Consider the following 15939-nt stretch of genomic DNA (forward strand, 5'->3'; position numbering starts at 1 on the left):
CAAAGCAACATGAGCGACCACGAGATCCGCGCCTTCAAGATGCAACTCAAGCCCGGCGTGGTGCCTGAGTACAAGAAGCGCCACGACGAGCTGTGGCCCGACCTGGCCGAGGCACTGCGCGGCGCCGGCATCTTTGACTACTCCATCTTCCTGGACGAGTCCACGCTGAGCCTATTCGCGGTGCTCAAGCTCAAGCCGGGCTACCCGATCGACGAATTGCCCACGTTGCCCGTCATGCGGCGTTGGTGGGACTACATGGCACCGCTGATGGAGGTCGAACCCGACAACAAGCCGCGCCAATGGGACCTGCCCTCCGTCTTCCACTTTGCGGGCTGATCGTCAGCCTGCCGCTGATGGCCGGCGCGTGGTGCGAGCCACCACGCAAGCTGGAGCCCGTCGCCGCTGACGACTTCCGCACCGGCCTGGCCCGCTGGCGGCTGGAGGCCGAAGACGCGCGCGCCGTCGTCACGGCCCAGGGCGGCGTGCTGGACATCGCCACGCCCGCGGGCCTGTCGCTGTGGTGGCGCGAGCCGCTGGCCGGCGACTACGCCATCCGCTTCACGGCCGTCGCCCTGCCCGCCCCGGCCAGCGCCGGCGAACACGCGGGCCGCATCTCCGACCTGAACATGTTCTGGAATGCACTCGAGGCCGATGGCGGCGAGCCCTACCCGCGCAGCGGCAAGTTCGCCGGCTACGACGCGCTGCCCACCTACTACGCCGGCTTCGGCGCCAACGGCAACACGACGACGCGGCTGCGCCTGTACGACGGCGCCCAGCGCCGCCTGCTCGCCGGATTCGCCGACGGCGCCGTTGCCGAGCCCGGCGAGCGCCCGATGACGCGCGAGACCCGGCTGCTGGCCGGCCAACCGCTCAGCATCGAGATTGTTTCGCGTCAACCCACGCCAGCCGATCCCGTTCACCTGCGCTGGTCCGCCGGCAGCAACGAAGTCTTTACGCGCGCCGACGCCAATCCCCGCCTGCACGGCTACTTCGCGCTGAGGACAACAGCCAGCCGGTTGCAGGTCAGAGACTTCCAAATACTCAGCTGCCGATGAAACACCCGCTCCCCGCCCTCAGCCTCGCCCTCTCGATTGCTGCCCAGGCGGCGGAGCCGGTCAAGGTGGACATCCAGGCCGACCGCCCCGGCCCCGTCATCGCGCGGCAGATCTATGGCCAGTTCGCCGAGCACCTCGGCAGCGGCGTCTACGGCGGCCTGTGGGTCGGCCCGGACAGCAAGATCCCCAACGTGCGCGGCTGGCGCAGCGACGTTGTCGGTGCGCTGAAGGCGATCAAGGTGCCGGTGGTGCGCTGGCCCGGCGGCTGCTTCGCCGACGAGTACCACTGGCGCGACGGCATCGGCCCGCAGTCGCAGCGCCCGCCGCGCGTCAACACCAGCTGGGGCGGCGTCATCGAACCCAACACGGTGGGCACGCACGAGTTCATGGACCTGGCCGAGCAGCTGGGCGCCGAGGTCTACATCAACGCCAACCTCGGCTCCGGCACCGTGCAGGAGATGGCGCAGTGGTTGGAGTACCTGACGGCCGAGGGCGACACGGCGCTGGCCCGCGAGCGCCGCGCCAACGGCCGCGACAAGCCCTGGCGCCTGCAGTACTGGGGCATCGGCAACGAGAGCTGGGGCTGTGGCGGCAACATGAAGCCCGGCTACTACGCCGACCTCTACAAGCAGTGGGCCAGCTTCGCCAAGGCACCGCGCGGCAACCGGCCCAAGCTCGTCGCCAGCGGCGGCCAGGAGCTGGAGCTGAACTGGGTCGAGACGCTGAGCACCGAGATCAAGGACCGCATGGCGGCCGTCACCCACCACCAGTACTCGCTGCCCACGCGCGACTGGAAGAAGAAGGGCGCGGCCGTCGGCTTCCCGGAGGCCGAGTGGATCTCCACGCTGGCCGTGCCGCAGACCATCGACGGCTATCTCGCCAAGCACCGCGAGATCCTGGACCGCAACGACCCGGCCAAGAAGTTCGCCATCTACTTCGACGAGTGGGGCAGCTGGTACGACGCCGAGCCCGGCACCGACCCCGGCTTCCTCGTGCAGCGCAACACCCTGCGCGACGCGGTGCTGGCCGCGCTGCACTTCCATGTCTTCCACCGCCACGCCGACCGCGTGAAGATGGCCAACATCGCGCAGATGGTCAACGTGCTGCAGGCCATGATCGTCACCGACAAGGAACGCATGGTGCTGACACCCAGCTACCACGCATTCGCGATGCACCTGCCGTTCATGGACGCGACCTCGCTGCCCGTGCAGCTGGCCGGTGTACCCGACTACACCTTGGGCAAGTACAGCATCCCCGCCGTCAGCGCGAGCGCGGCGAAGTCGGTCGATGGCAAGCTGCTTCTGAGCCTGACCAACACCCACCCCAACCAGCCGCTGCCACTGCAGCTCGCCGTCGGCGGCAAGGGCGTGCGCGCCGTGACCGGCCAGCTGCTGACCGCCGCGACGATGGACGCGCAGAACTGGTTCGACGCGCCCGACCGCGTGAAGCCCCAGCCCTTCAAGGCCGAGGCCAGGAGCGGCCTGCTGGCACTGAACATCCCGGCCAAGTCCGTGCTGGTGCTGGAGGTGCAGCCGTGATGCGCCGCTTCATCGCGCTGCTCGCCGTCGTCGCCGGCACGGCGTCCGCCGCCGACGCGCTGCGCCCGCCGCTGCTGCTGACAGCCCGCACCGCCGCGCAGGACCTGGGCGGCACCTGGACCTACTCCAAGGACTACTACCGCACCAGCCTGACCGACATCAACGGCTGGGTCGCCAAGTCCCGCATGCAGCGCTTCCGCGACGTGGACGTGGCGGCCGAGGAGAAAAAGAGCGGCCCGGCCTTCTTCGAATTCGACCTCGACCGCGGCCCGACGATGACGCTGCCCGGCGCGTGGAACTCCGCCGTGCCCGAGCTGCGCTGGTACGACGGGCTGATCTGGTTCCAGCGCCGCTTCGATGCGAAGCTGGTGCCCGGGCAGCGCAGCTTCCTGCGCTTCGAGGCGGTGAACTACCGCGCCTCGGTCTACCTGAACGGCAAGCCCATCGCCCAGCACGAGGGCGGCTTCACGCCCTTCGTCGTCGAGGTGACCGACACGCTGCGCGCACTGGGCAACCGCCTCGTCGTCGGCGTGGACTCCAAGCACGACGCGCAGAGCATCCCCGGCGAGATCACCGACTGGGACCTCTACGGCGGCATCACGCGGCCGGTCAAGCTGATCCGGACGCCGGCCACCTTCATCGACGACGCGACGCTGCGCCTCAACGATGCCGGCCGGCTGGTCGGCAGCGCCCAACTGAACGGCCCGCAGTCGGCCAACCAGTCGGTGACCCTGCGCATCGCGGCGCTGGGCGTCACCCTGCAGGCCCGCACCGACGCCAACGGAGAAGCCCGCTTCGACACGCCCGCGCCCGCGTCGCTGAAGCGCTGGTCGCCCGAGGCGCCGACGCTGTACGACGTCGACTTCGAGGCCGGCGCGGACCGCGTGCGCGACCGCATCGGCTTTCGCACGATCGCCGTGCGCGGCAGCGACTTGCTGCTGAACGGCCAACCAGTGTTCCTGAAGGGCATCTCCCTCCACGAGGAAGAGATAGCCCCCAACCCCGCCCGCCGCCTCGACGAGGCCGCCGCGCGCCGGCTGCTCGGCGAGGTGAAGCACGGCCTGCACGGCAACTACGTGCGCCTCTCGCACTATCCGCACAACGAGACCATGCTGCGCATGGCCGACGAACTGGGCCTGCTGGTGTGGAGCGAGATCCCCGTCTACTGGACCGTGGACTGGGACAACCCCGCCGTGCTGGACAAGGCCCGCCGCATGCAGGCCGAGACGATTTACCGCGACCGCAACCGCGCCGCGCTGGTGCTGTGGAGCATCGGCAACGAGACGCCGGTGGCCGACAACCGCACGCGCTTCCACGCCGCGCTGGCGCAGACCGTGCGCGCGCTGGACGACAGCCGCCTCGTCTCCGCGGCGCTGCTGGTGGAGCGCAAGGGCGACGTCATCCAGCTCGCCGACCCGCTGCTCGCGGCCCTCGACGTCATCGCCGTCAACACCTATGCCGGCTGGTACGGCGACGACACGCTGGACCGCGTGGCCCGGCTGCGATGGGATGTGCCGGCGGACAAGCCGCTGCTGTTCTCCGAGTTCGGCGCCGACGCGCAGACGGGCTTTCGCGACGCGACGCTGCGCCGCAAGTTCAGCGAGGACTACCAGGCCGACTACTACCGCGCCACGCTCGCGATGGCCGCCCAGGTACCCACGCTGCGCGGCCTGTCACCCTGGGTGCTGAAGGACTTCCGCTCGCCGCGCCGCGAGCACCCGGTGTTCCAGCAGGGCTGGAACCGCAAGGGCCTGATCTCCGAGACGGGGCAGCGCAAGCTGGCCTTCACTGTCCTCGCCAATCACTACAAGAACCTCTCGTCGCCACTGCCATGACAAGCGCTCCTTTTTCCCGCCGCGGCTTCCTGCAGACGACCGCCGCCGCGTCGCTGGCCTCCTCGCTGCCCACCGCACGAGCCGCCACCGCCAACCTGCCGACGACGACCACGCCGGTCGGCGACACCGTGCTCCGCTGGCTCGACGGCGCTGCCCCCTCGCGCTTCGAGGGCGCCACCTTCGGCGTGCCGTGGCCGCGCGGCCAGGTCCGCGCCACGGCCAAGGCGCTGGACTTCAAGCTGGGCAGCCACCCCATCCAGTCATGGCCGCTGGCCTTCTGGCCCGACGGCTCGCTGAAGTGGACGGCCCACGCGCTGGCCGGCGGCACGCCGCAAGGCCCGCTGAAGCTGGAAGCCGGCGCACCCGCAGCCGGTGGCCTGAGCGTGAAGCAGACCGCCACGCAGATCGTCATCACCGCCGGTGACCTCGCCTGGACCGTGCCGACGCGCGGCCCCGTGCTGATCGAACAGGCCACGCGCGGCGGCCGTGTCACGCTGAAGAACCTCAAGCTCGTCGCGCTGCGCCAGGACGGCGCCGACCCCGAGCTGGACGGCAAGGTCGCCCGCCAGTCGTTCAGCAGCAAGGTCAACACGGTCACCGTCGAGCAGCAAGGCCCCGTGCGCGCTGTGCTGAAACTGGACGGCACGCACACCGCGAATCTCGACGGCAAGGGCCGCGACTGGCTGCCGTTCTCCGTGCGCCTGTACTTCTACGCCGGCGCCGAGAGCGTGCGCATCGTCCACACCTTCGTGTGGGACGGCGACGCCGCCCAGGACTTCATCGCCGGCCTCGGCGTGACGGCGCAGGTGCCCATGAGCAACGCGACGCACGACCGCCACATCCGCTTCTCCGGCGAAGGCGTGGGCGTGTGGGGCGAGGCCGTGCGGCCCATCACCGGGCTGCGCCGCGACCCCGGCCAGGCCTACAGGGACGCCCAGGTCGCCGGCCAGGCACTGCCCCCGCTGAGCGGCATGGCCAAGGCCGTGCAGGACGGCCTGAAGTGGATTCCCGAGTGGAACGACTTCTCGCTGGCCCAGGCCAATGCCGACGGCTTCACGCTGAAGAAGCGGACTCAAGGCGGCCAGGCCTGGATCGACTCCAACGGCGGCTCGCGCGCCAAGGGCCTGGTCTACGCCGGTGGCGCGTCCGGCGGCGTGGCGCTGGGCCTGAAGGACTTCTGGCAGCGCGCGCCCGTGCGGCTGGACGTGCGCGGCGCCGCCACCGAGCTGGCCGACGTGACCGCCTGGCTGTACTCGCCGTCGGCCCCGGCGATGGACATGCGCTCCTACCGCTCGCCTGGCGACATGGACACGCACGCCAAGCAGATCGAAGGCCTCAACATCACCTACGAGGACTACGAACCGGGCTGGGACAGCGCCTTCGGCGTGGCGCGCACGTCGGAGCTGCAGCTGTGGGTACTGGGCGCCACGCCGTCGCACCAGGCCTTCTCCGACATGGCCGACCAGGTCGCCACGCCGGCCCGCCCCATCCTCACGCCACAGCGCCTGCACGCCGCCGGCGTGTTCGGCGACTGGGACCCGGTGGACACCGGCTCGCCGGCCCGCCAGCTCATCGAGGATCGCCTCGCGCTGCAGCTGGGCCAGTACGTGAAGGAGATCGAGCAGCACCGCTGGTACGGCTTCTGGCACTACGGCGACGTTATGCACAGCTACGACGCCGACCGCCACATGTGGCGCTACGACATCGGCGGCTACGCGTGGGACAACTCGGAGCTGTCGACCGACCTGTGGCTCTGGTACAGCTACCTGCGCACCGGCCGTGCCGATGTGTTCCGCATGGCCGAGGCCATGACCCGCCACACCGGCGAGGTGGACGTCTACCACCTCGGTGAGCTCAAGGGCTTCGGCACGCGCCACGGCGTGCAGCACTGGTCGGACTCGTCCAAGCAGCCGCGCATCTCCAACGCGGCCTACCGCCGCATCTACTTCTACCTGACCGCCGACGAGCGCTGCGGCGACCTGATCCGCGAGCTGCTGGAGTCGGACGCCGACATCGGCAAGGTCGACATCTCGCGCAAGCTGCCGCCCGGTGCCGGGCCGCGCGCGTCCGACCTGCCCGGCGTGGGCTTCGGCACCACGTGGGGCTCGTGGATCGCCGCCTGGCTGACCGAGTGGGAGCGCACCGGCGACAGGCGCTGGCGCGACAGATTGGTCAACGGCATGCAGACCATTGGCGACCTGAAGCGCCGCTGGTTCGCCGGCGGCGCACCGTACGACGCGAAGACCGGCAGGTTCATGGGCCCGGGCGAAGACATCTCCATCTCGCACCTGAACGGCGTGTTCGGCGTCATCGAGATGAGTTCCGAGCTGCTGACGCTGGTGGACGTGCCGGCGTACCGCCGCGCCTGGCTGGAGTACTGCCGCTACTACAACGCGCCCAAGAGCGAGATCGCCGCGCTGCTGGGCCGCGACCCCGGCGGCCGCAGCCTGACCGACACCTGCTCGCGCATGACGGCCTACGCGGCCTTCCACGAGAAAGACCGCGCGCTGGCGCTGCGGGCGTGGCGCGAGTTCTTTGCGTCACGTGCGCTGCGCGGCGGCGGCACGGTGAGGCGCATCGGCGGCGTCGACGTGATCCGCCCGCTGGACGAGCAAGCCGGCATCAGCACCAACGACTCGGCGCAATGGGGCCTCGCAGGCATCCAGAACCTGGCGCTGATCGGTGACACGCTGGACGAGGCGGCCCGGGCTGCTGGGTTGCTGCGGTGACGCCTGCCTCCCGCCGCCGCTGGCTTCAGCAGCAGCTGCTGCACGCCGGCCTGTTGACCGCCGGCACGCCGCTGCTGGCCTCGCCCATGGCGGCACAGAACGAGGCCCCACCCGCGCCGCTGCGGCTCTGGTACCGCCGCCCCGCCGATGAATGGACGGCGGCGCTGCCGGTGGGCAACGGGCGGCTGGGCGCGATGGTGTTCGGCGGCACGCACACCGAACGGCTGCAGATCAACGAGAACAGCTTTTTCGGCGGCGGGCCCTACGACACGACCAACCCGAAAGCCCGCGAAGGCCTGCCCCAGGTACGCGAGCTGGTGTTCGCCGGCCGCTACGCCGAAGCCGAGAAGCTGGCCAACGAGACGATGCTGGGCACGCCCAACCGGCAGATGAGCTACCAGCCGCTGGCCGAGCTGCTGCTCCTGTTCCCGGGGCTGGACGGCGTGCGCGGCTACGAGCGCGGCCTGGACCTGGACGAGGCCGTGGCGACGACGCAGTTCCGCGCCGGCAGCGCGACGCTGACGCGCGAGGTCTACGCGTCGGCGGCCGACCAGCTCATCGTCGTGCGCCTCACGGCCGACAAGCCGAAATGGATCACCGCCGACATCACACTGACGGCGCCGCACCAGAAGACCAGCGGCGGCGAGAGCCACCACACGCTGTGGGTGGCGGGCATGAGCCCCGCGCAGCTGGGCGTGGAGGGCAGCCTGCCGTTCGAATGCCGGCTGCAGGTTGTCACCAAGGGCGGCAAGGTCGTGGCACGCAACGGCGGGCTGCAGGTGCAGGGCGCCGACGAAGCCTGGCTGCTGATTGCCGGCGCCACCGGCTACAAGCGCTTCGACGACGTGTCGGGCGACCCGGCGGCGCTGAACCGGCAGACGCTGGCCGCGGCCGTCGCCCGCGGCCCCGAGGCGCTGCGCGCCGCCCACCGCGAGGACCACCAGCGCCTGTTCCGCCGCGTCGCGCTGGACCTGGGCGCCGGCCCCAACGGTAGCCTGCCCACCGACGAGCGCATCGCCCGCTTCGCCGAAGGGCAGGACCCGGGCCTCGCGTCGCTCTATCTGCAGTACGGCCGCTACCTGCTGCTGGCCTGCTCGCGGCCGGGCAGCCGCTTCCCGGCCAATCTGCAAGGGCTGTGGAACGAGAAGACCAATCCGTCGTGGGGGTCCAAGTGGACCATCAACATCAACACGGAGATGAACTACTGGCCCGCCGAGGTCTGCAACATCGGCGAGACCATCGAACCGCTGATCGCGATGGTGGAGGACCTGAGCCTCACCGGCGCCAAGGTGGCCCGCGCGATGTACGACGCGCCGGGCTGGGTGGCCTTCCACAACACCGACGGCTGGCGCGTGGCCGCGCCGACCGACGGCGCCAAGTGGGGCCTGTGGCCCATGGGCGGTGTGTGGCTCGTCAACACGCTGTGGCAGAGCTGGCTGTTCCGGCGCGACGCGGCGCTGCTCAAGCGCCTGTACCCGTTGCTGAAGGGCGCGGCCGAGTTCCAGCTCGCCACGCTGGTGCGCGACCCGAAGAGCGGCTTCATGGTCACCAACCCCAGCCTCTCGCCGGAGAACTCGCACCCGCACGGCTCGTCCGTCGTGGCCGGCCCGGCGATGGACAGCCAGCTGCTGCGCGACCTGTTCGCTCACTGCGCCGACGCCGCGCGCGAACTGCGCACCGACCGCCCCTTCGCCAAGGCCTGTGAGGCGATGCGCGACCGCCTGCCGCCCGACCGCATCGGCGCCGCCGGCCAGCTGCAGGAGTGGATGGAAGACTGGGACCTGCAGGCGCCGGAGCTGCAGCACCGCCATGTGTCGCACCTGTACGCGCTGTACCCGTCGGACCAGATCACGCCCGAGGACACGCCGGCACTCGCCGCCGCCGCGCGCAACGTGCTGGAGCGCCGCGGCGATGACACCACCGGCTGGGGCATCGGCTGGCGCATCAACCTGTTCACGCGGCTGAAGGACGGCGAGCACGCCTACTCGGTGCTGCAGCGCCTGCTGCACCCCAGCCGCAGCTACGCCAACCTGTTCGACGCGCATCCGCCCTTCCAGATCGACGGCAACTTCGGCGGCGCGGCCGGCATCGTCGAGATGCTGCTGCAGAGCCACCGCAGCCGCATCGAGCTGCTGCCGGCGCTGCCGTCGGCGTGGCCCGCCGGTCGCGTGGCGGGCCTGCGAGCGCGCGGTGGCTTCGAGATCGCGATGAGCTGGCAGGGCGGCGAGGTGCAGACGCTGACGGTCGCCTGCCCAGCCGGCGGCAGCACCGAGCTGCGCTGGCGTGGAGCGCCCCCGCTGCCGCTGCGCCTCGCCGCCGGCCAGACCGCCCGATTCGAGCGCCGCGATGGACGGCTTCAACGCCTGGAGACCTGACCTTGACCCTGCTGATCTCGCGCCGCTCGGCGCTCGCCGCGGCCTTGCTCGTGCCGGCGCTGCCCGGCTTCGCGCAGGCGCCCGCCACATCGGTGCCCGCGCCGCTGCCCTGGCCCAACCCGCTCGTCGCCCAGCGCGCCGACCCGCAGATCACGCGGCATGGCGACTGGTATTACCTGATGGCCACCGTGCCGGCCTACGACGTGCTGGAGCTGCGCCGCGCGCGCAGCATCGCCGGCCTCGCCACGGCCGAGCCCCAGGTCATCTGGCGCAAGCACGCCAGCGGCACTATGAGCCACCACATCTGGGCGCCGGAACTGCATGTCATCGACGGCCGCTGGTTCATCTACTTCAGTGCGGGCGAAGCGAAGGAGCCCTGGAAGATCCGCCTCTGGGCGCTGGAGAACGCGTCCGCCGACCCGATGCAGGGTGAATGGGCCGAACGCGGGCAGATCAGGACGGCGTGGGACACCTTCACACTGGACGCCACCGTCTTCGAACACCGCGGCCAGCGCTACATGGCCTGGGCGCAGACCGACCCCGCCAAGAAGAACCACAGCACCGACATCTTCCTGTCGCGCATGAAGAGCCCCACCGAGCTGGCAGGCCCACAGGTGCGCCTCACGCAGCCCGAGTACGCGTGGGAGAAGGTGCGCCACGTCGTCAACGAGGCACCGGCCGTGCTCGCGCACGGCGGCCGCGTGTTCGTCAGCTACTCCGCGGCCGGCACCGGTGCGGAGTACTGCCTGGGCCTGCTGTGGGCCGACGCGGGCGCCGACCTGCTGGACGCGAAGAGCTGGCACAAGTCGCCCGGCCCGGTGTTCAGCAGCAGCGCCGAGAACCGCCAGTACGGCCCGGGCCACAACAGCTTCCTCGTCGAACCCGATGGCACGGTGCTGAACGTCTTCCACGCGCGCAACTACCGCGACATCGTGGGCGACCCTTTGCGCGACACCGGCCGCGCGACGCGCGTGCAGCCGCTGGCCTTCACCGCCGACGGCATGCCCGACTTCGGCCTGCCCCTGCCCGAAACCAGACCATGACCGTCATTCCCCTGTCCCCCGGCGAGCCCAACGCCTTCGAGGGCGACGCGCCCGACCGCATCTGCCGCCGCCCCACGCGCGCCGAGCTGCACGCCTACCCGTGCGCCGAGGACGCCACCCCGGCGCGCGGCCGCGCCCTCGTCTACGCCGGTGGCGGCTACCTGCAGCTGATGCACGACAAGGAGGGTGTCGAGATCGCGCAGTGGCTGAACACGCTGGGGCTGGACGCCTACGTGCTGGTGCACCGCCTGCCCGGCCAGGACGGCCACGCGGCCGACATCGCCCTGCAGGACGGCCTGCGGGCGCTGGACCACCTCGCCACGCTGCCGCCGCTGCCGCTGCTGCACGTGGGCCTGTCCTCCGGCGGCCACCTGGCCGGCGTGATGGCCTGCCAGCGCCACAAGCTGGTGAGCGCCGGCGCCGTCATCGCCTACGCGCCGCTGAACGCCAACCACCGCAGCCACAAGTTCCCGCCGGGCAAGCCCGACTTCCCGCCGCCCGAGAAGCAGGCCTTCTACGACGCCTGGCCCATCGGCATCGCCACCGAGCCGCACGGCCTGCCGCAATGCCCCGTGTTCCTGGCCTACGCGCTGCACGACCCCATCGTGCCCATCCAGCACGCGCTCAACCTCGTCGTTGCGGCGCAGCAGCACAGCCTGGACGTGGAAGCGCATGTGTTCCCGCAGGCCGAGCACGGCTTTGCGCTGCGCGGGCTGGCCGGCACGCAGGGCCAGTGGCCGGTGTTGGCGGCCCGCTGGATCGCCGACCGGCTGGCGAGCTGAAACATCGCCTACGCTAGCGCGCTTGTCTGGGCAACGAATCGAGCATGCTGGAAGCGATCAACACGTGGGGCGACTACCGGTCCAAGGTACGCGAATTCGACGCCGTGCTGGAGCACGGCAAGGCCGTGTCGGCGGCGCTGGCCACCTATGCGCCGCAGGCCACCTACGCCGCGGCGGGGCTGAAGATCTTCCTCAAGCTCGTGGCCCACTGCACCGCGCTGCGCAGCCTCGCGCCCGACGGCAGCCAGGCCGCCACGGCGGCGCTGGCGGACGTGTCGTCCATGAGCGCCCTGGCCCGCTGCGCCGTGGAGGCACACGATGCCTTCGAGTACATCGCCGGGCATGAAGCGACGCCGGCGGAACGCGAGTTCCGCCTGCTGCTGTGGGCGCTGCATGACGACACCCGCCGGTTGAAGATGTTCGCCGACGCCGACGACGCCGGCCCGCAGGTCGACGCGCTGCGCGCGCACGCGCAGCAGCGGCAGTCACGGCTGGAAGGACACGCCTTCCTCGCCTCGCTGCCGCCCGAGCTGCAGGCGGCGCTGCGCCAGCGCATGGCCCAGGGTGACCCGCCGGCCTTCCACCTGGGCCAGCGCCAGCGCTGCGCGCTCAGCGGCGTCAATGCGCAGTGGCATTACGCCGTGACGCTGCAGCTGTCGCAGTACGCGCACACGCTGCCCACGTCGGTGCTGCTGCCCGACACCGCCCCCGGCACGCGCGACGCGCTGCGCCTGACGGCGCTGCCGCTGCTGCTGACGCTGCCCTTCCTCGTGCGCATCACGCAGACGGTGGCCGCGCTGATCCCCGAGCGCGCGCCCGAACCGCCCAGCCGCACGGCCCGCACGATGGCCTTGTGGCGCGGATTTGCCGAGCGGGCCACAGCGCCGCGCGGCTGAACGCGCGCCGGCTCAGCGCGGCTCGAACTGCGTGTCGGGCCATGCCGGCCGCACGGCCTGGGCCGGCGGCGGGCTGCGGCGCAGCCACCACTCCAGCCACAGCGCCTGCGGCAGCCAGGACGTCCAGGCCAGCGCCGCGTAGTAGGTCTCCAGCGGCACGGCCAGCAGGTTGCCCAGCACGATCTGCAGCCGCAGCGTGATGCCGCCGGCCGTCAGCACGAAGCTGCGCAGCATCCAGCGCCGGTGCTCGGCCACGCGCCGCGCGCGGATGTGCACCAGCGCGACGGCCGTGCTGCCCAGCCACAGCAGGCCCAGCAGCCCGAAGCCCGCATGGGCCACCCAGCCGCCCTCTGACGCCACCGCCAGCGGCAGCGCGGCCAGCCCGCCCAGCAGCAGGCTGGCGGCATAGCCCCAGCCCAGCGCGCGGTGCAGCGCCGGGCGGCGCGCGCGCAGCCGCGCGGAGAACTGCCACGGCCCCAGCATCAGCGCCAGCCCGCCGCACACCGCATGCAGCACTAGCAGGTCGCGCTGCGCCAGCAGGTTGGGCAGCGGCGGCGCGAACGGCTGGCCGGGCAGCCCGTAGCGCAGCGCCATCGCACCGGTCAACGTGGCGAGCACCAGCAGCAGGCCATAGGCCGCGAGGCGGGCGATGCGGGAGGGGTGGCTTGAGTTCATGCCGCCCAATCTAGGCGGCATGAATGAATCTGGACTTAAGGCAGATGCACTCTCGCCACCAGACCCGGCTGCCCGTCGTCCCGCGCCCGCAGCTCGATGCGCAGCCCGTGGCGCAAGCCCGCCTGCCGCGCGATGGCCAGCCCCAGGCCGCTGCCGCCGGGCGGCGCGTCGGGCATGCGGAAGAAGCGGTCGAACACGCGCTCGCGCATCGCCTCGGGCAGGCCCGGGCCGCTGTCCACCACGTCCACGAAATCGCGCGTGAGGCGCAGCTCCACCTCGCCGCCCGCGGGCGTGTGGCGCAGCGCGTTGCTGATGAGGTTGTCGAACAGGCTGCGCAGGTCGCCCTCCACGGCCTGCAGCACGACGGGGCCGTCGGCGCCGTCCACGAAGCCCATCTCCACGCCGCGCCGGTCGGCCTCGGCCAGGCCCAGCACGATGCTGGCGCGCAGCAGCTCGCGCAGGTCCAGCGGCTGGGCGGCCAGCGGACCGGGCGCCAGGTCCTGCCGCGACAGGCTGAGCATCTGGTCCACCAGATGGCTGGCGCGGCGCATGCCCTGCTGCAGCTGCTCGAAGTCGCCGCCGGCGTCGCGCAGGTGCGGGCGCAGGTTCTCCAGCTGCAGGCTGAGTGCCGTCAGCGGCGTGCGCAGCTCGTGGGCGGCGTCCTGCACGAAGCGACGCTGCGACGCCAGCGCGCCGCGCAGCCGCGCCAGCACGGCCTCGAAGGCCTGCACCAGCGGCTCGATCTCGCGCGGCACCTGCAGGTTGGCCGGGGCCGTGCTGTGCTCGTCGCGCTGCGCCAGCTGCTGCGCCGACTGCTGCAGCCGCCGCGACGCCCGCCCCACCACGCGCGCCAGCACGGCCACCGACACCGGCAGCAGCAGCAGGCCCACCAGGCTGGCCAGGAAGGTGCGCGCGCTGACCTCCCGCTGGCGGAACAGCAGGCTCTGGGCCACCTGCACCCGCACCTCGCTGCCGCCCGCCGGCGCCGTGTAGACATGCCACGGCGCATCGCCGGCCGGCACCTCGTGCCAGCCGGGCACCGGCTGCAGCGGCAGCGGCGCGGACGGCAGGTCGCTGACATGGCGGGCCGGGTCTTGCGCGCACCACAGCTGCACGACGAACTGCCCGCCCTCATGCACCTCGTGCTCCGGCTGCGGCGGCGCGGGCAGGTCCAGGCTGGCGCAGCTGCGCGCGGCGTGGGAGCGGGCCAGCGCCTGCATCTGCCCGTCCATGAACTCGAACACCGTCACCGCGTAGCTGTCGGCGAACAGCCAGGCCAGCCCGCCGGTCATCAGCAGCTGCAGTGGCAACAGCCACAGCACCAACTGGCCACGCAGCGAGCGCGGCCACGGCAGGCGGCGCGTCATGCCGCGTCGACCAGCGCCACGCGCCAGCCCAGGCCGCGCACGTTGCGGATGGCGTCGGCGCCGAACTTGCGGCGCATGCCATGGATGAGCACGTCGATCATGTTGCTGCCCACCTCCTCGCCCCAGCCGTAGATGCGCTGCTCCAGCTGCTCGCGCGACAGGATGGCGCCGGGCCGCTCCAGCAGCGCGCGCAGCAGCGCGAACTCGCGCGCCGTCAGCACCTCGCGCTGGCCGCCCCGCAGCGCCTCGCGGGTGTTCAGGTCCAGCTGCAGCGCCGCCCCCTGGCCCAGCAGCGACTGCGCCACGCCGCCGGCCCGGCGCAGCAGCGCGCGCATGCGCGCCAGCAGCTCGCCCAGTTCGAAGGGCTTGACGAGGTAGTCGTCGGCGCCCAGGTCCAGCCCGGCAATGCGGTCCTCGATGCCGTCGCGCGCGGTCAGCACCAGCACCGGCGTCAGTTCGCCCCTGCCGCGCAGCTGGCGCAGCAGGCTGAGGCCGTCCAGCCGCGGCAGGCCCAGGTCCAGCAGCACGCAGGCGTAGCCGCCGTCGGCCAGCGCCGCGCGGGCGGGCTCGCCGTCGCGCACCCAGTCCACCGACCAGCCGGCCCGGGCCAGCGCCTGGGTCAGGCTCTTGCCGATCATCTCGTCGTCTTCCACCAGCAGTGCGCGCATGCGCGGCAGCTTAAACGTGCCGACTTAAGCCAGCGTGAGGAGGCGCCGTGAGCGGGGCCTGACCGCCCCTAACCGCCCTTAAGCCGGCGCTAATTCGGCGCTCCTAGGCTGCGCGGCGTTTCTTTCCACCATCCAAGGAAGTTGTCCATGCAAGCCCACGCCCTTCGCCTCGCCGCCGCGCTGCTGATCGCCACGCCGGCCCTCGCCCAGACCTCGCCACCCGGCGGCGCAACGCCCGGTTCGCTGACCATCGCCGGCATCGGTGCCGGCGCCGTGCGCGAGCCCTACCGCGGCGTGAAGACCCAGGCGCGCGTGCTGCCGCTGCTGATCTACGAGAACGAGTGGGTGTCGGTCGCGCTGCCCACGGTGGACGTGAAGCTGGGCAGCACCGGCCCGGTCAGCTGGCGGCTGCGCACGCGCTTCGGCTTCGACGGCTACAAGGCCAAGGACTCGGACTTCCTGCGCGGCATGGAGCGCCGCAAGGAGAGCCTGTGGCTGGGCGGCGCCGCCATCTGGGAGAGCGGGTTCGGCGAGATCTCGCTGGAGGCCGTGGGCGACGCGCTGGGCCACAGCAAGGGGCGCATCTTCACGCTGCAGTACGAGAAGCGCCTCGACTTCGGCGACCTGGCCGTGACGCCCCGCGCGGGCGTGCGCGGTGTGGACCGCAAGTACGTGGACTACTACTTCGGCGTGAAGCCCGCCGAGGCGCTGACGGGCCGGCCGGTCTACGTGGGCTCATCCACCACGCAGGCCGAGGTGGGCCTGCGGCTGACCTACGTGACGGGCAGCAACGAGATGCTGTTCGCCGACGTGTCGGGCATCAAGCTGGGCAGCCCGGTGGAGAAGAGCCCGCTGGTGGAGCGGCGCTATCAGGCGAGCGTGTTTGCGGGGTGGTTGTATCGGTTCTAGGACAGCACCGGCAGCAGCCGCGCGGCCAGTTGCGCTCGCGGGTCTGCCGAGGAGACCTGCTGCAGCG

General features: G+C 71.6%; 13 protein-coding genes. 10 read left to right on the forward strand and 3 right to left on the reverse strand.

Translation table 11 applies throughout. The features are described 5' to 3' along the window. Positions 1-9 precede the first annotated feature (9 nt). Genes ACG04Q_RS18275 through ACG04Q_RS18315 form a run of 9 tightly spaced genes read left to right on the forward strand, consistent with a single transcriptional unit; the run spans position 10 to position 12253 of the window. Positions 10-336 (forward strand): L-rhamnose mutarotase, encoded by a 327-nt coding sequence (locus ACG04Q_RS18275; protein ID WP_394512619.1) that lies wholly within the window; start codon positions 10-12, stop codon positions 334-336. Then, a complete protein-coding gene (locus ACG04Q_RS18280) occupies positions 300-1055 on the forward strand; it encodes a DUF6250 domain-containing protein (RefSeq protein WP_394512621.1) in 756 nt (251 codons plus the stop codon). The genes ACG04Q_RS18275 and ACG04Q_RS18280 overlap by 37 nt, the downstream gene beginning before the upstream one ends. Beyond that, the gene (locus ACG04Q_RS18285) at positions 1052-2593 is read left to right on the forward strand and encodes an alpha-N-arabinofuranosidase (protein ID WP_394512623.1); all 1542 of its coding nucleotides are present in this window, start codon (positions 1052-1054) and stop codon (positions 2591-2593) included. The genes ACG04Q_RS18280 and ACG04Q_RS18285 overlap by 4 nt, the downstream gene beginning before the upstream one ends. Further along, complete coding sequence (locus ACG04Q_RS18290; RefSeq protein WP_394512625.1) at positions 2593-4428, forward strand: glycoside hydrolase family 2 protein; 1836 nt, start codon at positions 2593-2595, stop codon at positions 4426-4428. Before ACG04Q_RS18285 ends, ACG04Q_RS18290 begins: the two co-directional genes overlap by 1 nt. After that, positions 4425-7157, forward strand: a complete 2733-nt coding sequence (locus ACG04Q_RS18295; RefSeq protein ID WP_394512627.1) for an exo-rhamnogalacturonan lyase family protein — start codon at positions 4425-4427, stop codon at positions 7155-7157. The genes ACG04Q_RS18290 and ACG04Q_RS18295 overlap by 4 nt, the downstream gene beginning before the upstream one ends. Then, positions 7154-9532, forward strand: a complete 2379-nt coding sequence (locus ACG04Q_RS18300; RefSeq protein WP_394512629.1) for a glycoside hydrolase family 95 protein — start codon at positions 7154-7156, stop codon at positions 9530-9532. The genes ACG04Q_RS18295 and ACG04Q_RS18300 overlap by 4 nt, the downstream gene beginning before the upstream one ends. Before the next feature lie 2 nt (positions 9533-9534). Next, positions 9535-10575: a glycoside hydrolase family 43 protein gene (locus tag ACG04Q_RS18305; protein WP_394512632.1), complete on the forward strand. Its 1041-nt coding sequence runs from the start codon at positions 9535-9537 to the stop codon at positions 10573-10575. Continuing rightward, a complete protein-coding gene (locus ACG04Q_RS18310; protein ID WP_394512634.1) occupies positions 10572-11357 on the forward strand; it encodes an alpha/beta hydrolase family protein in 786 nt (261 codons plus the stop codon). Before ACG04Q_RS18305 ends, ACG04Q_RS18310 begins: the two co-directional genes overlap by 4 nt. Before the next feature lie 44 nt (positions 11358-11401). After that, positions 11402-12253, forward strand: coding sequence for a hypothetical protein (locus ACG04Q_RS18315; protein WP_394512636.1), 852 nt, complete (start codon positions 11402-11404; stop codon positions 12251-12253). Between the two features lie 12 nt (positions 12254-12265). Here ACG04Q_RS18315 and ACG04Q_RS18320 read toward each other — a convergent pair whose 3' ends face one another. Genes ACG04Q_RS18320 through ACG04Q_RS18330 form a run of 3 tightly spaced genes read right to left on the reverse strand, consistent with a single transcriptional unit; the run spans position 12266 to position 14963 of the window. Then, a complete protein-coding gene (locus tag ACG04Q_RS18320) occupies positions 12266-12928 on the reverse strand; it encodes a DUF2306 domain-containing protein (RefSeq protein WP_394512638.1) in 663 nt (220 codons plus the stop codon). A 35-nt stretch (positions 12929-12963) separates the two neighbouring features. After that, complete coding sequence (locus ACG04Q_RS18325; protein WP_394512641.1) at positions 12964-14295, reverse strand: sensor histidine kinase; 1332 nt, start codon at positions 14293-14295, stop codon at positions 12964-12966. Beyond that, entirely contained in the window at positions 14292-14963 is a 672-nt protein-coding gene (locus tag ACG04Q_RS18330) for a response regulator (RefSeq protein ID WP_394512643.1), read from the reverse strand. The genes ACG04Q_RS18325 and ACG04Q_RS18330 overlap by 4 nt, the downstream gene beginning before the upstream one ends. A gap of 147 nt (positions 14964-15110) precedes the next feature. Between ACG04Q_RS18330 and ACG04Q_RS18335 the strand changes: the two genes are divergently transcribed. Continuing rightward, the gene (locus ACG04Q_RS18335) at positions 15111-15872 is read left to right on the forward strand and encodes a MipA/OmpV family protein (protein ID WP_394512645.1); all 762 of its coding nucleotides are present in this window, start codon (positions 15111-15113) and stop codon (positions 15870-15872) included. Positions 15873-15939: the final 67 nt, after the last annotated feature.

The sequence above is a fragment of the Pelomonas lactea genome (assembly GCF_043555885.1).
Lineage (GTDB): Bacteria > Pseudomonadota > Gammaproteobacteria > Burkholderiales > Burkholderiaceae_C > Pelomonas > Pelomonas lactea.

Excerpts from the sequence above, each read along its gene's own strand:
- ACG04Q_RS18275 (WP_394512619.1), top strand. The coding sequence starts at position 10 with ATGAGCGACCACGAGATCCGCGCCTTCAAGATGCAACTCAAGCCCGGC.
- ACG04Q_RS18280 (WP_394512621.1), top strand. The coding sequence starts at position 300 with ATGGGACCTGCCCTCCGTCTTCCACTTTGCGGGCTGATCGTCAGCCTG.
- ACG04Q_RS18285 (WP_394512623.1), top strand. The coding sequence starts at position 1,052 with ATGAAACACCCGCTCCCCGCCCTCAGCCTCGCCCTCTCGATTGCTGCC.
- ACG04Q_RS18290 (WP_394512625.1), top strand. The coding sequence starts at position 2,593 with ATGCGCCGCTTCATCGCGCTGCTCGCCGTCGTCGCCGGCACGGCGTCC.
- ACG04Q_RS18295 (WP_394512627.1), top strand. The coding sequence starts at position 4,425 with ATGACAAGCGCTCCTTTTTCCCGCCGCGGCTTCCTGCAGACGACCGCC.
- ACG04Q_RS18310 (WP_394512634.1), top strand. The coding sequence starts at position 10,572 with ATGACCGTCATTCCCCTGTCCCCCGGCGAGCCCAACGCCTTCGAGGGC.
- ACG04Q_RS18315 (WP_394512636.1), top strand. The coding sequence starts at position 11,402 with ATGCTGGAAGCGATCAACACGTGGGGCGACTACCGGTCCAAGGTACGC.
- ACG04Q_RS18320 (WP_394512638.1), bottom strand. The coding sequence starts at position 12,928 with ATGAACTCAAGCCACCCCTCCCGCATCGCCCGCCTCGCGGCCTATGGC.
- ACG04Q_RS18325 (WP_394512641.1), bottom strand. The coding sequence starts at position 14,295 with ATGACGCGCCGCCTGCCGTGGCCGCGCTCGCTGCGTGGCCAGTTGGTG.
- ACG04Q_RS18330 (WP_394512643.1), bottom strand. The coding sequence starts at position 14,963 with ATGCGCGCACTGCTGGTGGAAGACGACGAGATGATCGGCAAGAGCCTG.
- ACG04Q_RS18335 (WP_394512645.1), top strand. The coding sequence starts at position 15,111 with ATGCAAGCCCACGCCCTTCGCCTCGCCGCCGCGCTGCTGATCGCCACG.